We start from the raw sequence: 19,616 nt of genomic DNA on the forward strand, positions 1-19,616 counted from the left end.
AAGGCTTCTTCCAAGCGGGAATTTACGGGTCTTTTCGCGGGTCATCCCAAAAAAAACAGCCGCTGCGAGGGCATGCGGCTGCTTCCTGATCAGGCATTAATAAACATCGCGCCTGGTGAAGGCGGCAAAAGCTACGGTCAGAGCCGCAGCTCCCCAGACGAGGAGCACAAGCAAGGAAAACCCCAGCGACATGCCCTCAATCGGCGGGGCGGCATCCTCGAGGTACTGGATGAGCTGAAGATTGACCATAAATAAATATTTGGCCGATTCCCACGATGCCACCATCGAGCTCAGAATGGTACCGGCGATTAGACAGGCCAGCATGACCCCCATAACCGCCGCCGTGCTGCGGAAGAGCACGGAGAGCATGAAGGTGATCGTTGCCACCACAAGGGACACGAACCAGGCCAGGCCAAGCTCCATGATGATATACTGCCACTGCGGGAGGCTGTGCACCCCTGAGGCGTCAAGCACCCCGCCAGTTACGGTGAATCCCGTCAATACAGGGGCCTCCCAGCCTTTAAAGCCGAACACGGCTCCCGATATCAGCGTCGCCAATAAACCGAATATCGTAATGATCAGCGATACGCAGAGTGTGAGCGCCAAATATTTGCTGAGCAGAATCCGCCAACGCTTCACTTTGCGGGTCAGCAGCACCTTGATCGTTCCGGCGCTGTATTCCGATGAAACGATATCAGCCGCAATAATCATCATCATGAGCGGCAGCAGCAGATTAATCCCGTTGCCCACAAAACCGCGCACGAAGGTAGGCGCTCCCGGCTCGGACGGATTGATATTATGGTCCAGATAATACCGCTGCTGCTCAATGCGCACCTTCAGATTCTCTCCAGCTTCCTCCGATGTCCGTCCGCTCGATACCCGGTTCTCCCAGCCTGCCAGCTGCTGCTCCAACGCAATCCGCCAATCCACGTCGCCGAAACGTTTGCGGTTCTCTTCGGCCTGACGAAGCTGGGCATACGTGAACAGAGAAATCAGGATGGCGATGATGAAGGTGACCACCAGCAATCTCCGTTTCCCCGCCAGCTTCACCATCTCGTTATAGACAAGGTTAATCAATGCCCTCACCACCCGTCAATTCGATGAACAGATCCTCCAGCGAAGGAAGCTTGCGGCTCATTTCCATCACCGTAACGCCCGCTTCCACCAGGGCCCGGTTCCAATGTCCGGTCTGCTCCGCGACAAAAGGCGTTTTCACCAGCTCCCCATCCATTTCCACCGCACCAGTCAACCCCTTCAACACCTGCAATCCCTGTTCCTGAGGGGATAAACGCCAGTGGACCCGCTCCTGGTGAGCCAGTAGATTGTTCACGGTATCTACGCGGACGACCCGTCCTTTAGAAATAATGGCCACCCGGTCGCACATCAGCTGGATTTCACTCAGCAAATGACTGGATACTAATACACTCAGGCCCTCCTGCTCGGCCAGATAACGGATAAACTCACGCATTTCGCGGATGCCGGAAGGATCGAGTCCATTGGTCGGCTCGTCCAGAATCAGCACCTTCGGCCTTCCCAACAGTGCCTGGGCGATACCCAGCCGCTGGCGCATACCCAGTGAATAGGTCTTAACTTTGTCATGGATCCGGGCGTCAAGGCCGACCAGCGCGATCACCTCATTCATCCTCGCTTCGTCGATACCATCCATCATCCGGGCAAAATACTGCAGGTTCCGCCAGCCGCTCAAATACGAGTACAGCTCCGGATTCTCGACAATACAACCCATATTGTCCATCGCCTCGGAGAACTGCTTGCTCAGATCATAGCCGCATATGCGGATCGAACCGGAAGTCGGCTTAATCAGTCCCACCAGCATCCGGATGGTCGTTGTTTTCCCGGCGCCGTTAGGCCCCAGAAAACCGAACACTTCGCCGCGGCGCAGCTCAAAATCCAGGTGATGGATGATCTCCCGCTTGCCGATCACCTTCCTCAGACCCTGCACCGCCAATGTGATACCATCGCTGCTCATCCCTTCACCCCCTCCCACGTGATCAACGAAGCTACCCGTTCCCCGATCAGGCGGTAGCCCGCGGCATTCGGGTGAAACAGATCCCGCGCCAGGTAATCCTGAACCTGTAATTGAAACAAATCTGCGGTAGGGACAAGCACGGTCTGCGGATAGGCAGCGGCAACCTCGGCCGCCTTGTAATTCCATTCCCGTACAATCCGGGTCGTCGCTGCCGCGTTATCCAAAGAGCCGAACGGATTATATAAACCAATCAGGAAAATGCGGGCGTCGGCATTGTTCTCCCGAAGCTGCTTCAGAATGGAATCGAGCTGGAGCAGATAGGCCTCCTCGATCGTGCTGATATTGGCCTGCTCCAGATTGCCCAGTGTTTGTCCGCCTTGGAACAGATCATTCCCGCCGATGCTGAGCACAATAACGTCGGCGGTCTTGACCTCGTTCTTCGTCTTGCTTTGTCCAAGCTGTTCCGCCAACTGGCTGGCAATTTGCCCGTTCACGCCATAATTGGTCAGCGCAATATCCCTTCCGGATTTCTCCTTCATATTCTCCTGTAAATAACCCACATACCCTTTGCCTTCAGGATCCCCGGCTCCTCTGGTAAGCGAATCCCCGAGCGCCAGCAGCCGGAATGATCCATCATCCGCGGCGGGCTCAGGCGTCTGTTCCTCTGCGGGGGCTGTCCCTGTTAGGGGTGCGGCCGATGCGCCGCTGAAGGTTTCCTGCAGCGTCCAGGCCAATCCGCCCATCCAGATCAGACAGGATAGAGCCGATAGACAGATCAGCCATTTGATGGCTTTGTCCCTGATCATATTTTTGCTTGCCTCCCTTGGACAGGTTCCTGTTTATACATGTATAGCATAGCAAGCTGAAATCTAACTTAAGAAGAACGGCTTTTAGCCGGCTATTAGCGGAAAAGTACGTTCTCCCCTTCAAATTATCACTTTTTGATAGCTTAAAAAAAACCTGCCCCCGGTAGTTCCGAAAGCAGGTTTGGATGGAATGCATGTGAACAGCGGCCAGGAGAAGGCTCCCAGCCTGCCGTTAATCAGCGGTAAAGCGCCCTAACCAGACGTTATACCGCTTGGTCTTCCTTGATTTGTTTGCTTCTCAGCTGTCCGCAGGCAGCATCGATGTCGGTGCCATGCTCCAGACGGACGCTTACACTGACGCCCTGTTTCTTGAGCGTATCGTAGAACGCACGGATCGACTCCTGCTCGCTTCTTTGATACTGGCTGTGCTCATCCACCGGATTGTAGGGAATTAGATTCACATTGGCAAGCTGACGGTTGGCGCCGATCAGTTCAGCCAGCTGCAGCGCATGCTCCCGCTGGTCGTTGACATCCTTCAGCAGAATATATTCCAGCGTAATCCGCCGATTCGTCTTGTCCCAGTAGTACTGGATGGCCTGCATCAGCTTCTCGATGGGAATCGCACGGTTTATTTTCATAATCTGTGTTCGCAGCCCGTTATTGGGCGCATGCAGGGAGACCGCCAGATTTACCTGCAGGTCGGAATCGGTGAATTCGATGATTTTGTCGGCCAGGCCGCTGGTTGACACCGTAATATGTCTGGCCCCGATCGCAAGCCCCTTGTGGTCCTTAATGATACGCAGGAAATCGGACAGATTCCGGAAATTATCGAAAGGCTCGCCGATGCCCATCACCACCACATGACTGACCTTGCCGCCCCTGCCCTCCTGATCCAGGTGAAGCTGTACCTTCATGATCTGCTCGACTATTTCCCCGCCGGTTAAATCCCGGCTCTTGGGGAGCAGCCCGCTGGCGCAAAAACTGCAGCCGATGTTGCAGCCTACCTGCGTGGTCACGCATACCGATAGCCCGAATTTATGCGTCATAAGCACCGTTTCAATGAGATTGCCGTCTGCCAGCCGAAACAGAAACTTGATCGTGCCGTCTGCCGACTCCTGTTTCACATGCTCACTTAAAGTGGATATATCAAAATGCTCCTCGAGCACGGCGATGCATGCGGGGTGGACATCAGTCATGTCGGAGAACGCTGTTACCCGCTTCCTGTATAGCCACTCCCATACCTGGGCGGCGCGGAACTTCCGGTGTCCATGCTCCCCCAGCCAGACGGTCAGCTGATCCAGAGTCAAGCCATATATGGATTCTTTATTCATTTATTATCCTCTTTTCAAAAACATTAAAATAATAGAGCCCGGATTTCCCGCCGGTTGTCTCTTATTGTCCCAAATATATTCGGCGAACACAAGGGGAGTTATTGGGCTGCAAGGGAAGATTAGCACGCGCCCTTCCTTCTTACTTCTTCAAGGCTTTATGCACCTTCAAAAGCTTCCCCTTAACACTTGTAGTCTTCATCGTTTCCAGAACCAGCGGTCCCTTCCCGTTCAAAATATCCACATAGGTTACATTGTCCTGAATTGCAATAATCCCGATGTCTTCAACCGTTACTCCCTCGATCCGGGCAATCGTACCGACAAAATCGACGGCCCGCAGCTTCTTCTTCTTGCCGCCGTTGAAATAGAGCTTCATAATGTCCACGTTCAGCCGCTCATTCCTGGATTCTTTGAGCTGGGTCCGGGCCTGAGATTTCGCCTCGAAAGCCGCTTCCCTCAGAGCTACCTGCTCCCTGGACGGAGCTTTCACAACGGGAATGGCAAAACCGATATAACGTTCGATATCAGTGAGAAATTTGCCTTCATGAGGAGTCGCGAACGTAATCGCTTTGCCCTGCCTTCCCGCCCGGCCGGTTCTTCCCGTACGGTGCACATAGCTTTCCTTCTCCATCGGCAGATCATAATTAATGACCAGCGTAATATTGTCGATATCGATGCCTCTGGCGGCTACGTCGGTCGCGATCAAATAACGGAATTGTCCGCGTTTGAACGCATTCATCACCTCAAAGCGAACCTCCTGCTCGAGGCCTCCGTGGATTTTGTCGCATGAATAACTTTGCCCCGCCATTTTCACAAACAGCTGGTCCACCTGTTCCTTTGTCCGGCAGAAAATGATACAGCTGTCGGGATTCTCGACGACCGTGACCGCTTGCAGCAGAGGCCACTTGCCGGCATCCTTTACCTCAATCAAGGCATGCTGGATATCCTGCGTCGTAACACCCGCTGCCTGAATTTCAATAGGAACGGGATTGTTCATATATTTCAGGGACAGGCCCTCTACATCCTTCGGCAGCGTAGCCGAGAACAGCATGGTCACACGCTTCTCCGGCAGCGCCCGGATAATCGCCTCAACCTGCTCGATAAAACCCATATTCAACATCTCATCCGCTTCATCGATGACCAGACAGGAAATACGTCCAAGCGTAATCGTGCCTCTCTGGATATGGTCCAGAACGCGGCCGGGGGTTCCGACGATGATATGGGTTCTTTGCTTTAACTCCGCGGTTTGCACGGTGAACGGCTGCTTGCCATAGACGGCCGCTACCTTAATGCGTTTGAACCGCCCGATATGGGTCAAATCTTCCTGCACCTGCACCGCAAGCTCCCGGGTAGGGGTAAGGACGAGCGCCTGGGGTTTGTTCTCGTTCCAGTCAACCAGCTCGCAGAGCGGAATGCCGAATGCTGCCGTCTTCCCGCTCCCCGTCTGCGATTTTACAACCAGGTCCTTTCTCTGAAGCGCCTCAGGCAGAACCTTTTGTTGTACCTCTGTGGGTATTTCGTAGCCCAGATTATCCAGCGCCTTTTGGAGATCTTCGCTTAATGCATAGTCTTTGAATGTTTGCTCGCTCATGATTAGCCTCTTCTGCTTTGTATTTGGCGTACCGGCTTGGGCGGCCGGTCTATTGGCTTTTGGCTACGGTTTGTTCGGTAACAGCGCGTTCGATGACGTTGCGTTCACCTTCGGCCAGGCCTTGCGGTTTCCTATTTAGTTCATTGTCTTCCAGAACCGCATATTTGTCTCCGTATTCACGGATAATATGGGTCTCTCCCCATGCGCACAAGGAGTCCAGTATGGATTTGAGGCTCCACCCGTACGTGCTCAGCTCATACTCCACCTTCGGGGGAACCTGATTATAGATAATCCGGTTCACGATGCCGTCCTGCTCTAATTCCCGCAGCTGCTGGGTCAGCATTTTCTGCGTGATTCCGGGCATGAGCCGTTTGAGATCGCTTGTTCTTTTTTTGCCATAGGTCAGATGACAAAGAATGACACATTTCCACTTTCCCCCGATTACTTCCAGCGTAGCCTCTACCGATATGTTGTATTTCTTTTTCATCGCGGATGCCCCTCTCCAGATAGCAAAATCGAACCCTTATTCGTTATTAGGGTACTTTTTGGTACCTACCGTACTATAAAGTACGTACTGTTCTTTTTTAACCCGATAAATCATAATAACATTTGCCGGACGGTAATACTATACGGGAGAGAAGACAATGTCCTATAACAATAAAAGAAGTACACTCGCGCTGCTTGCATTAGCCGTAAGCGCCTTTGCGATTGGAACCACAGAATTCATCAGCGTGGGACTGCTTCCGCTAATTGCGGAGGACCTCCATATCTCACTTACCACTTCAGGCTTGACCGTGACTTTATATGCGCTTGGCGTAATGTTCGGAGCGCCGATCCTGACATCGCTCACCTCGAGATTCTCACGCAAATCGCTGCTGATCGGGATCATGATTGTATTTATCGCCGGCAATGCACTCGCAGCCTCCGCCGGCGGAATAACTGTGCTGCTGGTTGCGCGCATCGTCTCCGCTTTCGCTCATGGACTGTTCATGTCGATCGGGGCTACGATAGCTGCCGATCTTGTGCCCGAGAACCGCAGAGCGAGCGCCATATCGATCATGTTCTCGGGTCTGACGATCGCCACGGTGACCGGCGTGCCCCTCGGGACCTTCATCGGCCAGCAGTTGGGCTGGCGGGTAGCTTTTGTTGCGATTGTGGCTGTCGGCATCCTTGCTTTCATCGCCAACCTGATCCTGGTACCAGGCGATCTGCGCAAGGGTACCGCAAGCACCATTCGCGACCAGGTGAAAATCATTACGAACGGCCGCCTGCTGCTTGCTTTTGCCATTACGGCGCTGGGATACGGAGGCACCTTTGTTGTCTTCACTTATTTATCCCCGCTACTTGCCGATATAGCCGGATTTAAGGAAAAAACGGTGGCGGCCATTCTTCTTCTATATGGTATTGCCATTGCGATAGGCAATGTGATCGGAGGCCGGCTCTCAAACCGCAAGCCCGTCTCGGCCTTGTTCTATATGTTTGCGGTCCAGTCGGTCGTGCTGCTGATCTTGACGTTTACCGCTCCGTTCAAAGTCGCAGGGCTGATCACGGTCTTCTTCCTCGGTTTATTTGCTTTCATGAACGTACCGGGTCTTCAGGTATATGTCGTCATGCTGGCGGAGCGGTATGTGCCACAAGCCAAAGATATCGCTTCTGCCGTGAATATTGCGGCATTTAATGCGGGAATTGCGATTGGCGCCTATCTGGGCGGAATTGTCGCGGACACGATCGGCCTGATCCATACCACATGGGTTGGAGCGGTTATGGTTTTCTTCGCCGTCCTCTTGACGGGCTGGAGCCGCAGGCTGGAGCAACTTGACGATAGACAGCCGGAAAAGATGCGTTTGTCCGCTTGAATTTTGCATGAAACAAAACAACAGGAGGTTTTTTCACATGATGAAATCACTACAAAGCACTACGACCTTGCACAATGGCATTCAAATGCCCTGGTTCGGTCTGGGCGTATTTAAAGTCGAAGAAGGCGCCGAGCTGGTGAATGCGGTCCGGACTGCCATTGTAAACGGCTATCGCAGTATCGATACAGCGGCCATTTACGGCAATGAGCAAGGCGTCGGACAAGGCATTCGGGAAGGCCTCGCAGAGACGGGACTCACCCGGGAGGACATCTTCGTGACCTCCAAAGTGTGGAACGCCGATCACGGCTACGATGCAGCACGCGCGGCCTATGAAACCAGTCTGAACAAGTTGGGCCTCGATTATCTGGACCTGTACCTGATCCATTGGCCGGTAAAAGGGAAATACAAAGAAACATGGCGCGCATTGGAATCCCTTTATCGGGAGGGGAGAGTCAAAGCAATCGGGGTGAGCAATTTTCAGATCCATCATCTGGATGATCTGATGGGTGATGCACAGGTCAAACCGATGGTCAACCAGGTCGAGCTGCATCCTTATCTGATCCAGGAAGATCTGCTGGCATACAGCAAGCGGCAGGGGATTCAACTCGAGGCGTGGTCGCCGCTCATGCAGGGGCAGCTGCTCGATCATCCGCTCCTCCAGGAAATTGCCGGTAAGCACGAAAAGTCGGTCGCCCAGATTATCCTGCGCTGGGACTTGCAGCGGGGAATTGTAACGATCCCGAAATCGACCAAAGAACATCGGATCAGCGGGAATGCGGATGTGTTTGATTTTGAACTGACGGACAGTGAAATGGCCCGGATCAGCGGGTTGAACCAGAACCGCCGGGTGGGTCCGAATCCCGACAATTTCGACTTTTAACCTGAAGCAGCGCCGCTCCCTTGAAGGAAGCGGCGCTGCTTGTCTGTATGATGAAGGATTATGTCGATTTGATTTCAAGCAATTCGTATTTAATCTCTCCCATAGGCGCGTTCACACTGATGATGCTGCCGACGGATTTCCCCATTAGCGCTTTGCCGAGGGGGCTTTCGTAGGAGATTTTATTCTCGGAGGCATCGGCCTCGCTGGAGCCGACCAGCATGTATTCCAATTTTTCTGAATACTCGATGTCATTCAAGACCGCGATCAATCCTACCTGCACGGTGGAGAGATCCATGCTGTCATCCGCGATACGCGCTTTGTTCAACATTTTCTCCAGGATCATAATTCTTGTTTCCATGAACGACTGGTCGTTCTTGGCGGAATGGTATTCGCTGTTTTCCTTCAGATCGCCGTAGCTGATCGCGAGCTTGATACGGGCAGCCAGTTCCTTACGCTTGACCGTCTTAAGCTCATCCAGCTCAGACTCAAGTTTGGCGAAGCCCTCTTTGGTTAATATGATTTCTTCTTCCTTGGACATTCCCACAGCTCCCAATTCCTTAACAGCTCTATTTTGTTACACTTTATTCATTCTAACCGATTTGCGGGAATTTAGCGAAGGCAAGCGGGGGTTTCTTGTTCCAACTTTTGTACGATAATAAGCCAGATAAAAGGTTGCGTCCTCTATAGAGACACAAAGAAAGCCGTGCGTCACGCACGGCTTTCATCGGGTTAAAGGACTTCCCTGACCCGCTATACTATTGATCGATTGACTCGAATCGAATCAGCGTCACGCTATGTGCGGGAACGCGCAGTCCGGCTTCGACAGGCACGAACTCGCGGACATCGGGAACGACCCGTTCAGGTGCTTCCTCTGTATTGGCCGCATGAATGTTCTCATGATGAAGCGTCCAAACGGCAGCGGAGCTTGCGAACCCTTCCGGAATTCCCAGCGCGATCTCGAAGCTCTCATCCAAATGACGGTTCACCAGAGCCACGCGAAGGCTGCCGTCGTCCCCGACCGCTCCAACCGCGTCGATGTACGAAGACGCGACAGGCTGATGCTTATCCGCCTGCTCTTTGCCGTAGTTCGGGTGGCTCACTTGCGGCACGGGCGTCAGTCGCGATGGAGACTGAACTTCGATTTGCACGCTTTGCCCGACCATCCATTCCCGATACTTCTTAAACAGGTGAAACAGCGGCGTCTTGATGACAGCATCCTCCGTCACGTTCATGACGCCGTTCCCGTTCACCAGAAACACGTAGTTCGCCATTCCCACGTGCGGGCTCAGCCGAATCATCGCATGGAAGATGCCCGCAGCGAAGATTGCATCCTGAAGATTGCGTGGACTGTTGCGGTTGAGCGTGTAGCCTTCCCCGCTCGACGGGTCAGCCTCGTAATGCCGGATATTCCATTCGTCCAGGGAAATGCGAATCGGATGCCCAAGCTTATCCTTCATCCGGCTCAGCGTCGTCTCGATCGTGCTCAGCATTTTACGCAATTGGCTCTCGAAGTAAACGGGCGTATACACAATCGGGTAATACTCTTCGTTACTTTGCCGGTCAACCGAGCAGCCGTAAATGTGGATCGTGAGGTAGCGAAGATACTTCCCGGCCGCTTCGATGACTTTCCGATCCCACTCGGAATCGTTGCCTTCGTAGGAACCGACGCCCAGTAGCTCCAACTGTTCATCATATTTCTTGGCAAATTGTGCCCAGTTTGCCAGTCTGGCCGCGTATTCGTCCGCCCCAAGCTGGCCGGCCTCCCAGTGGCCCCAAGTCTCGTTGCCGATGCCCCATAGCTTGACGCCATAAGGCTCCTCGCGTCCGTTCTCTTTTCTCCACCGGGCGTCTGCCGTTTCCTTCCCGTTGCAGTAGTCGATCCAGCGCAAAGCGTCGACCAGCGTTCCCGTACCAAGGTTTACATTGACGTATGGGTCCGCGCCGACCTGCTCGCACCAATTCAGGAACTCATCCGTTCCGAACTGGTTCGACTCCAGTCCCCCCCAGTGCCAGTTCGGGCGAACCGGCCGCTGCTCGCTCGGGCCGACGCCATCCTTCCAATCGTAAAGGTCAACGTAACACCCTCCAGGCCAGCGTATGACCGGAACGCCGAGCTCCCGGGCCGCCTCGATGACATCCTGCCGCAAACCCCGGGCGTCTGACTTGGGCGAGTCTGCGTTCCATACGGACGGGTACATGCAATTGCCGAGATGCTCGAAATATTGACCGTAAATGTAAGGGCTGATCTCGCCTGACCGTTCCTCTTTCTTCACCAATATGCTGGCTTTCATGCGGCTTCCCTCCCTAGCTCCCGTTTTTTCCGAACGGATTGTGATGGCTGGCGGTGCTTCCTGATCCGTCGCCCTTCGTCAGGCGCAGGCCGCCGTCGATCCGCTCCTCCACGCCCTCGGCCTGGAGCAGGTATTGACCTTGCTCGATCAGCAGCCTTCGTATGTCCGCTGGCGGAACCTCCCGCATGCCTATCTCTCTGCTAACCGCCAGAGCCGCCGCCGTTCCGGCTCCTTGACCGATGCCCATCGCCGTCGCCATGACACGGACCGATCCGAACGCATTATGCGTAGCCGAGATGCAGCGCCCAGCCACAAGCAAATTGTCGATGCCTTGCGGAAGCAAGCTGCGATACGGAATTTCGTAGACCGCTTTGCCCGATCCGGTGAACACCTGCTGCTCGCCTTCCGGCGGGTGAATATCGATGGCGAATGTTCCGCACGCGATGCCGTCCTCGAACGCCCGGCTGCTGAGCACATCCTCCTCCGTCATCGTATAATCGCCGACGATATGCCGCGTCTCCCGAACGCCGACCTGAACACCCGTATCGAGTACGTAAGCGTCCTCGAACCCGCCGATGTTCCGTTTCATGAATTCGGTAACCGCCCAAGCCTGTTGCCTTGTTTCGATCTCGGCACGCGTCAGGTCAAAGACGTTCGTGCCGTCGATGCCTTGCAGGCGTGTGCAATTCACAGCGAATTGCCCGTCGCGCGGAAGCTCGTACATCAAGATCCGCGGCGCGGCATCCTTCGGATATTCCCCCCGCTCGACCGCCGCTTGAATGATTTCCTTCATCCCGAGGAAAGCCAGCGCGCTCTGCGCGTCGATCTCTTCGTCGCCCGGCGAGTCCTTAAGCAGATCCCGGTTTTCTTTCATCCAGGCCTTCAACCGTCCTATGTCGACGCCAGCCACCCGGTAAAACAGCGTCACCGGCTGCATGGCCCCGTCCGTTTCCCGCCCCTTTACAAACGGAGCGCCGATTCTCGCGGCGACGTCGGCATCTGCCGAGCAGTCGATCACCGTTTTTGCCCGGATCGCCTGCCGGCCGGATTTACTTTCGACGATGACGCTGACAATTCGTCCGTTCTCGGCGTACGCTTCGGCGAATGTTGTATGGAGCATCAATTCGACGCCGGCTTCCTTGAGAAGTTCGAACAGGACAAGCTTCATGCCTTCCGGATCGAACGGGGACATCGAGGCGTTGTCGAACGTCAAGTCCGTAACGTGACCCGGGGAAGCCGTCTTCTTCACCAAAAGTTCAACCAGCTCGCCTGCCACGCCCCGGATGACTTGATTGCCGTTCACGTCGTGGAACGTGAACATCGGATTGACCATTGCGACCGTCAGATTGCCGCCGACAAATCCGTACCGCTCAAGAAGCAGCACTTTTGCGCCGTTGCGGGCTGCTGCCACCGCGGCGCCGATTCCCGCGGGTCCTCCCCCCACGACGAGTACGTCCGGTTCCGCCACGACGGGGATTCGCCGGGCCGATTCTTCGATAACGTTCATTTACTCTCCACTCCTTCCGAGGGAAACACATTCTCTATTTTTTCGTGGCATACCAGTCGTTGATCGCCTTCATCATGTCGCTTCCTCCGGACGAGTCCCATTTATCCAGAAACTTGTCGAAGTTCTCGATCTTCTCGCCGCTCAAAAGCACCTGCAGGAAGAAGTCGTTCTCCATCTGGCTCAGGCTCGGCAAGTTTTTGCCGACTGCTTCGATTGGCGGCATGAACGCGACCGGATTGACTTTCGCGTATTTGTCGAAATCGTTATTGATGGCATTAAAAGCCTCAAATAACGCCGGCGTCCGGCGCAGACGTGCCAGCCACATATCCGCATACTCGACCTCTCGTATGCCGTTCAGGAAGAAGTACGCGCTGCCCCGCCTCTCCGTGAAGATCGGCATGATCGGACTGTAGACCCCGTTCTCCTCGTTAAACGTAACGCCCTTCTCGCCTAGCGTCAGGTACGTGAAATTGCTTTTCTCCATCTTCATGTTCATTAACTTAATCGCGTCCTCTGCATGTTTGGAGGACTTGGGAATCGCGTGAACATAGATCAGCTTATCCGCCATTTCCACGCCGGCCGATCCGTCGGTTCCTTGCAGCGGCGAGATATAGCCCATTTTGCCTTCGGGCACGTTCGTTTTGAACGCATCGCTCATACTGGAGGCCAAGTTCCAGTCGCCCGAGATCATCACCGCTTGGCCGCTGATGAATTTCTCCTGAGCCTGGGCCGATTTATTGACTGGCCAGTCTTTGTCGACCAAACCCTCGTCGAACAGCTTCTTCATAAACGCGAAATATTCTTTCATCGCCGGCTGCTTAATTCTCGGCACCAATTGCCCATCCATTTCGGACCATCCGGTATAGAGGCCGTAGGCACTCCAAACCATTGGAACGTTCGTTCCGTTCCCGGTTAACGGAATCAGATCCGGTTTCTTCGCTTTTATCGTTTTCAGCGTTTCATAGAACTCGTCCAGCGTTCCGGGCGTTTTCAGCCCGAGTTCGTCGAGCACGTCCTGCCGTACGATCATTGTCTGTTCGATGTTCGGACGTTCGTTTTTCTGCGGAATGCCGTACAACTCGCCGTTGTATCTGCCGAGCTCCCAGGAAGATTCCGAGATTCCTTCCTTCAGGTTCGCGCCGAATTGGTCCACCAAATCCCCGATCGGCTGAAGCGCGCCCTGGGCGACCAGCGTATAGAACTGCGTCGGATTTAATGTAAGAATGTCGTATTTTACGCCGGATGCAATCTCGATATTAAGCTTCTCCTCCGGATTGTCCTTCGGCAGGAGCGTATAGCTGATCTTATAACCGGTTGTTGATTCGATGTCTTTGGCGACGGGATCGTTGTTCGGATCGAAACCGACATTAAATGCGAGCACCTTCAGTTCCGGCTTGGCGCCCCCAGCTTCCACTGCAGACGATTCCGACGGGCTCTTTCCACTCTCGCCCGCTTGCGGTTCCTTTCCTCCCGAGCATCCCGCAAGTACGGCTATTGCCGCGATACCGGCTATGCCGGCTTTTATCCATTTGCTGCGCTTGAATAACATCAATGATTGGCCTCCCCTTTTGTTGTGCGCTTGTTTATTTTATTTAAAAGCAATTAGCCCAAAACCTAGCCTTTGACCGATCCGAGCGTCATCCCCGTCACGAAGTAGCGCTGCAGAAACGGATACACCAGCAGTATGGGCACGATCGAGGAGATAACGGTCGCCGCGCGGAAGCCTTCAGGCGCCATGCTGAGCCTGACCGAGTCCGGCTGCTCCTGCAGAAGCTCTTCCGTGTTCGCGATCGTTTCGTACAAGAACAGCTGAAGCGGCTTCAAATCGACCGAACTGATATAAATCAGCGGGTGAAAATAATTGTTCCAGTAGCCGACAGCGTAGAAAATACCTAATGTGGCGATGACCGGCAGCGAAAGCGGCAGCACGATCGACCATAAAATCCGGAAATTCGTCGCCCCGTCGATCTTGGCGGATTCCTCGATGCTTTCCGGTATCCCTTCGAAAAACGTTTTGCAGACGAACAGGTTGAACGGCACGACGAGCAGCGGTACAATCATCGCCCAGATCGTATCGAGCAGTCCCAGCGCCTTCATCAGAATGTAACCCGGAATGATGCCGCCGTAGAATAACATGCTGAACACGTACAGCAGCAGAATCGGCTTACGTCCCTTGAATTCGGGCTTGGAGAGCGGATAAGCGGCCAATATCGTAATCGTCAGGCTGAGGACCGTGCCGATGACTGTGACCAGTAAGGTTACCTGCAGCGCCTCAAAAAAACGGGTATGCGCAAACACGAAGCGGAACGCCTCGACATGCATGCCAATCGGGTAAAACGTAATCTTATTGCCCATGACGGACGCCTGGTTGCTGAGCGACTTTGCGAGCACATGAAGAAAGGGCAATAGGCAGATCAGCCCGACAGCGGCGATCAGTACGTTGTTGACGGCGTCGAACCATCGATCCGACCGGCTGCGAATTGTTTTCATGAAAATGGCTCTCCCTTCTCCCGTCCCCGGGTTTACCAGATGCTTTTCCCTAGATACCGTTTACCGAGCTGGTTGCTGGAGTACACAAGAATGAACGCCACAACCGATTCGAACAAGCCAAGCGCCGTCGACAGGCTGAAGTCCATCTTTCCGAGACCGATCCGGTAGACAAACGTCTGGATGATGTCCGCGACGTCGTACACGGCGGGATTGTACATGACAAGCACCTGTTCGAATCCGGCGTTCAGGATCTGCCCCAGCCGAAGAATAAGAACGAGCAGGATGACCGGCACGATTCCAGGAATCGTAATATGCCAGATCCGTTTGAAGCGACCCGCCCCGTCCATGACTGCCGCTTCATGCTGCTGCGGGTCGATGGCCGTCATCGCGGCCAGGAACAGGATCGTGTTCCATCCCGTTTCTTTCCACCCTTCCGTAAAGACCAGTAGCGAACGGAACCAGGATGAATCTGAGAAGAAGCTGATACTTTCGCCGCCGGCAGCTTCGAGCAGTTTGTTGATCATGCCATAGGAGCCGAATAAGGAATAGAACAGGCCGAAAATGATGACCCACGAAAGAAAATGCGGTAAATACACGATCGTTTGAACCCAGCGTTTCATCAAGCGGATTCTCAGCTCATTCAGTGAAATCGCGACGATGATCGGTATTGGAAACAGGAATACCAATTTGTATAAGCTGATGATCAGCGTATTGCCGATAACCTTCAGGAAGGCTTCGTCTTCGAAAATGCGGTTAAAATGCTTCATGCCGACCCACGGGCTTTTAATGATCGAATCGATAATATTGTTGCCCGCAAACAGGTTGAAATCCTTGAAAGCCAGCGATAAGCCCAGTAGCGGAGCGAATTTGTAGACGATCAGGAAAATCAGTCCCGGCACGCACATGAGATAAAGATCGTAGTTCATCCGGAAATAGCGCCAAAATCCTTGACCGTCCGGCTTGCGGCGGCCCGCCGCCATCGAAGGTGGCAGCCGCCCCGGTTCCACGTCGGACTCCTTCATCGTCTTTCATCCTCTCCATAAATCCTCGTGCCGACGTCCGCGGTACGACGGCGCGCTCTTCGTTACGGCGACCGGACGGAAGCGGGAGAAATTGCTTTCCTTCCGCTCCGATCCAAGGAGAAACGGCTGCGCCGTTCTTCCCTTTGACCTTACAGAAATTTATAAGCGTGAAACTTATAAATTCTATAAGGTGAACAAAAAAGGTTTACACCTTTTTCGAATTCGCCTTACAATGGGGTTGAGTGGGTTCCCCTTGATCAAATTGTAACTGCTATCCCGGATCGGTTATAGGGGAGCGGATTATGATTTTACGGTGTTACTGTATAGTTTTCGACATCGATTCGGGGGAATGTGGAATGTACAAGATCTTTATCGTGGATGACGAAAGCTCCGTCCGGTCCGGTCTGCGGGAATGCGTCGACTGGCCGGCCTTTGGTCTGGAAGTGGCCGGGGAAGCCGAGGACGGGGAGATGGCTTTGCAGGCGATCCGCGGGATGAGGGATGTCCGCATCGTTCTGACGGACGTGCGGATGCCGCATATGGACGGCATCCGGCTGGCCGAACGGCTCTCCGAGGAAGGCCATCCGGCGAAGTTTGTGTTCATAAGCGGGTACGGCGATTTAGATTATTTGAAGAAAGCGATCCGGCTGGAAGCCGCCGATTATTTATTGAAGCCGGTGCGCCTGGGAGAGCTGACCGGGCTGCTGCGGCATCTCGTCGGCAAGCTGGACGAGGAAGATGCGCAGCGGGATCGCCTGAACGGGCTGCACATCAAGCTGAACCAGAGCATCCCGCTCCTGCGGGAACGGCATCTGGCCGCTCTCGTACTGGATGGGGCGCAGAACCCCGAGGCATTAGAGGACAAGTTCCGTTTTCTGGGCATCCGGCTGCCCGTCTCGCCGATTCGCTTGGAGGTGTTCGCCGTCCGGATCGACGATTACGGTAAAGTATTCGGGGCATTGCCGGAAAAGGAGCGGCAGCTTCGCTCTTTCGCCATGCTGAACGTGATCGAGGAGGTCCTGAACGAGCTGTACTCGGGACATGCGTTCGAGGTGCGGGCGGGAGAATTCGCGGGAATCGTCCAACTCGATACCGACGCCGACGAAGATGGCTTGTTCACGCTCATTCACCAGGTGAAGGAGCAAATCAACAAGCTGCTGCGTCTTGAAGTGACGATCGGGATCGGCCCGGCCGCAGAGCGCTGGGATGAACTCCCGGAAGCCTACGGGCAGGCCGCCCAAGCGGCTGAGCACAAGTGGTACGTGGGCAAAAACCGGATCATCACAATGGACGGCCTCTTGCAAAACGGCTATTCGCCGTCCTCCGAAGCCGGTGGAGGATTCGACTCGAAAGAGATTGCTTCGCTTCTGAAGGGGCCGGATTGGGATGCCGTGCGACGGGCGGCGGAACGCTCGCTTGCAAGCGGCGATGGACCAAACGCCATCCTCCGAACGAGGATCGCCGGCGCCCAGCTGCTCGCCGTATGCGCCGAGCTCCGGCAAGAGCTGAAACTGCCCGCCGAACGGTTGGAAGAGAGTGAATTACGGCTGTGGCAGGCGATCGCTTCGACCGAGACGATCGGCGAGCTGAGCGAGGAGGCCGTCCGGCATCTGAGTTTGACGTACGCTGAAGTCTCGGAGAAGCGTGAGAAAAAAACGCATAATGTCGTGGCGCAAATCCAGCGATATATCGAGAAGCATTACGCGGAGGATTTGACGAACGCCCGGATCGCGGCGTCCGTCTACTTGACTACGACCTACGTCTGCCTCCTGTTCAAGCAAGAGACGGGTTTAACATTGAACGAATACGTCGTCGAGACGCGGATCGCGGCGGCCAAACGGCTGCTGGCCGACCCCGTGAACAAGCTGTATGACGTCTGTTACCTGGTCGGGTACAAGGATCCGGGATATTTCGGCAAACTGTTCAAGAGGCAAACCGGCTACACGCCAGGCGAGTTCCGGGAGCGCGGCTTATGAATGGCTGGAGATGGCTGAAGGGGTATTTGCGGGCGTTCACCCGAGCGAGCGTCACGAGAATAGCGATAACGATCTATGTCGTTGTCGTCTTGCTGCCGGGCTGCCTGCTGTTCTATTTCTATTACCGGCAGACGTCCGGCATCATCGAACGGGAGATGGGGGATTCGATGCTGCAGACGCTGAACCAGGCGGAATACAACATCTCGAACAGCCTGGACAACGTCGCCAGCGTCTCGGACAGCTTGCTCGCCAACCAGGATATTATCGACTATTTGAGTGCTGCCGGCGAACCTGCATTTGAGCAGTATTGGCATTTTCAAGCGCTCGAGAAGCTGGTAGCCAGCGCGGAGCGGAACCGGGGGATTCACCGGATTCGCCTGTTCGTCGATCCGAAACTGACATACTCGCGGGAAGGTTCTCGTTTCTTCCCGCTGGATGCCCTGGATCGCGAGTCCTCCTGGTATCGCGATATGACTTCACGCAACGGCGCCATCGTCTGGCGGAGTACGTACCGCCAGTACTATCTGGGAGAAGCCGGCACCGACGTCGTATCCGCCTTCCGCATGCTTCACGATCCCCTTCACTACGAGACGGTTATCGGTGTGCTGGCGGTGGACGTCAAGGCGGACGGGATCCGGGACATTTTGAACCGGGTCTCCCTCTCTGCCTCCCAGGAAGTTTACGTCGTGGACGGCAATCGTCTGCTCGTCTCCCACCCGGACGCGCAACGGCTCGGCAAACCCGCCGATTTGACAATCGGCCAAATGGAGCTGATGGCGGATTCGCCGGAAGGCGTCTTCCGGGACGACCAGGGGACGTCCTCCTTCCTGTTCCGCCGGATTCCGGACACGGATTGGACAATCGTTGCTAAGCTGTCGACATCGGAACTGTCTGGAAAAAGCGTCGTCCTGACGAAAATCTCCGCCGTTCTGCTACTGGGAATCGGCTCTGTCATCTTTATCTTTTTCCTCGTACTCGCGTTCGCTGCGGCAGCCGAAAGCCTCAGTAAACGGATCCGGGACATGATCCGTACCCTGAAGGCGGAAGGCTCCGCGCATTTCGACGGCAGCCTTCCGAAACCGAAAGGAGACCTTCGGCAGCTCGAAAGTGCGATCTCCCGCATGGTTCAGGCCGTACACGACCTGACGGCGGAATCGTATCTGTCCAAGCTGCACGAAAGGGATGCTCAACTCAAAGCGCTCCAAGCGCAGATTGATCCGCATTTTCTATACAATACGCTGGACAGCATGAATTGGATGGCCATCCGCCGAGGAGCTGGAGAGATCAGTGATCTGATCGAAGCGCTCTCCACGTATTTCCGGCTAAGTTTAAACAAAGGCCGCGACGTCGTCACGCTCGCAGAAGAGCTTCAACTGATCCGCTCGTACATGCATATTCATAATACGCGGGACGACAAAGGCATCGCAGTGGTGTACGATGTCGAGGAGCCGCTGCTGTCGTACCGTCTGCCGAAGCTGACCTTGCAGCCGATCGTAGAGAACGCCGTCCTGCACGGCATCCAGCATAAACGGCCGAAAAGCGGCACGATCGTGATATCCGCCAGGCTTGAGGGACCTTGGCTGCTCATCAGCGTTGAGGACGACGGCGTCGGTATGACGCGGGAGCGGCTGGATCGCCTGTTGGAACCTCGACCCTCTGGAGAAACTGCCGAGAGCTACGGCTTGTACAACGTACACGAGCGCTTACGCTTATTTTCCCACGATAACGGCGCAGGAGTAACGATGTTCTCAGAGCCGGGACGGGGAACGAAAGCGCTGCTAAAAATCAAGATCGCTGCCGACTAGATTTTCGATCCATGCCGACCTCGCCGTCAATGAAGGGCCCTCACGTCGATCGATACGGCGCGCGGGCCCTTATTTCA

General features: G+C 54.7%; 16 protein-coding genes. 4 read left to right on the top strand and 12 right to left on the bottom strand.

All coding sequences use genetic code 11. From position 1 onward, the window contains the following. Positions 1–96 precede the first annotated feature (96 nt). From IEY46_RS28050 to IEY46_RS28075, 6 genes are all read right to left on the bottom strand, one after another. Positions 97–1,077 (bottom strand): ABC transporter permease, encoded by a 981-nt coding sequence (locus tag IEY46_RS28050; RefSeq protein ID WP_188997409.1) that lies wholly within the window; start codon positions 1,075–1,077, stop codon positions 97–99. Continuing rightward, the gene (locus tag IEY46_RS28055; RefSeq protein ID WP_188997411.1) at positions 1,070–1,987 is read right to left on the bottom strand and encodes an ABC transporter ATP-binding protein; all 918 of its coding nucleotides are present in this window, start codon (positions 1,985–1,987) and stop codon (positions 1,070–1,072) included. The genes IEY46_RS28050 and IEY46_RS28055 overlap by 8 nt, the downstream gene beginning before the upstream one ends. Beyond that, on the bottom strand, positions 1,984–2,793 hold the full coding sequence (locus IEY46_RS28060) for a GDSL-type esterase/lipase family protein (RefSeq protein ID WP_188997413.1): 810 nt from the start codon (positions 2,791–2,793) through the stop codon (positions 1,984–1,986). Before IEY46_RS28060 ends, IEY46_RS28055 begins: the two co-directional genes overlap by 4 nt. Positions 2,794–3,056: 263 nt before the next feature. Then, positions 3,057–4,124, bottom strand: a complete 1,068-nt coding sequence (gene rlmN, locus IEY46_RS28065) for a dual-specificity RNA methyltransferase RlmN (protein ID WP_188997415.1) — start codon at positions 4,122–4,124, stop codon at positions 3,057–3,059. Positions 4,125–4,263: 139 nt separating this feature from the next. Then, the gene (locus IEY46_RS28070) at positions 4,264–5,712 is read right to left on the bottom strand and encodes a DEAD/DEAH box helicase (protein ID WP_188997417.1); all 1,449 of its coding nucleotides are present in this window, start codon (positions 5,710–5,712) and stop codon (positions 4,264–4,266) included. A gap of 49 nt (positions 5,713–5,761) precedes the next feature. Further along, positions 5,762–6,199 (bottom strand): winged helix-turn-helix transcriptional regulator, encoded by a 438-nt coding sequence (locus tag IEY46_RS28075; RefSeq protein ID WP_229750598.1) that lies wholly within the window; start codon positions 6,197–6,199, stop codon positions 5,762–5,764. Positions 6,200–6,356: 157 nt separating this feature from the next. Between IEY46_RS28075 and IEY46_RS28080 the strand changes: the two genes are divergently transcribed. Both IEY46_RS28080 and IEY46_RS28085 read left to right on the top strand, forming a co-directional pair. After that, positions 6,357–7,568, top strand: a complete 1,212-nt coding sequence (locus IEY46_RS28080) for an MFS transporter (RefSeq protein ID WP_188997419.1) — start codon at positions 6,357–6,359, stop codon at positions 7,566–7,568. A 37-nt stretch (positions 7,569–7,605) separates the two neighbouring features. After that, positions 7,606–8,448 (top strand): aldo/keto reductase, encoded by an 843-nt coding sequence (locus IEY46_RS28085; RefSeq protein WP_188997421.1) that lies wholly within the window; start codon positions 7,606–7,608, stop codon positions 8,446–8,448. A gap of 58 nt (positions 8,449–8,506) precedes the next feature. On the opposite strand, the gene greA is transcribed toward IEY46_RS28085, so the two are convergent. From greA to IEY46_RS28115, 6 genes are all read right to left on the bottom strand, one after another. After that, complete coding sequence (greA, locus tag IEY46_RS28090; protein ID WP_188997423.1) at positions 8,507–8,986, bottom strand: transcription elongation factor GreA; 480 nt, start codon at positions 8,984–8,986, stop codon at positions 8,507–8,509. A gap of 217 nt (positions 8,987–9,203) precedes the next feature. Then, positions 9,204–10,739, bottom strand: coding sequence for an alpha-L-arabinofuranosidase family protein (locus IEY46_RS28095; RefSeq protein ID WP_188997425.1), 1,536 nt, complete (start codon positions 10,737–10,739; stop codon positions 9,204–9,206). A 13-nt stretch (positions 10,740–10,752) separates the two neighbouring features. Next, complete coding sequence (locus tag IEY46_RS28100; protein ID WP_188997426.1) at positions 10,753–12,246, bottom strand: FAD-dependent oxidoreductase; 1,494 nt, start codon at positions 12,244–12,246, stop codon at positions 10,753–10,755. A gap of 34 nt (positions 12,247–12,280) precedes the next feature. Then, on the bottom strand, positions 12,281–13,795 hold the full coding sequence (locus IEY46_RS28105) for an extracellular solute-binding protein (protein WP_229750608.1): 1,515 nt from the start codon (positions 13,793–13,795) through the stop codon (positions 12,281–12,283). Positions 13,796–13,860: 65 nt separating this feature from the next. Continuing rightward, complete coding sequence (locus IEY46_RS28110) at positions 13,861–14,736, bottom strand: carbohydrate ABC transporter permease (RefSeq protein ID WP_188997430.1); 876 nt, start codon at positions 14,734–14,736, stop codon at positions 13,861–13,863. Between the two features lie 32 nt (positions 14,737–14,768). Further along, a complete protein-coding gene (locus IEY46_RS28115; RefSeq protein WP_188997432.1) occupies positions 14,769–15,758 on the bottom strand; it encodes an ABC transporter permease in 990 nt (329 codons plus the stop codon). Positions 15,759–16,114: 356 nt separating this feature from the next. On the opposite strand from IEY46_RS28115, the gene IEY46_RS28120 reads away from it, so the two are divergent. Both IEY46_RS28120 and IEY46_RS28125 read left to right on the top strand, forming a co-directional pair. After that, complete coding sequence (locus IEY46_RS28120; RefSeq protein WP_188997434.1) at positions 16,115–17,734, top strand: response regulator; 1,620 nt, start codon at positions 16,115–16,117, stop codon at positions 17,732–17,734. Continuing rightward, positions 17,731–19,539, top strand: a complete 1,809-nt coding sequence (locus tag IEY46_RS28125) for a cache domain-containing sensor histidine kinase (RefSeq protein WP_188997436.1) — start codon at positions 17,731–17,733, stop codon at positions 19,537–19,539. The genes IEY46_RS28120 and IEY46_RS28125 overlap by 4 nt, the downstream gene beginning before the upstream one ends. Positions 19,540–19,616 lie beyond the last annotated feature (77 nt).

Source organism: Paenibacillus nasutitermitis, from assembly GCF_014641075.1.
GTDB classification, from domain to species: domain Bacteria; phylum Bacillota; class Bacilli; order Paenibacillales; family Paenibacillaceae; genus Paenibacillus_Z; species Paenibacillus_Z nasutitermitis.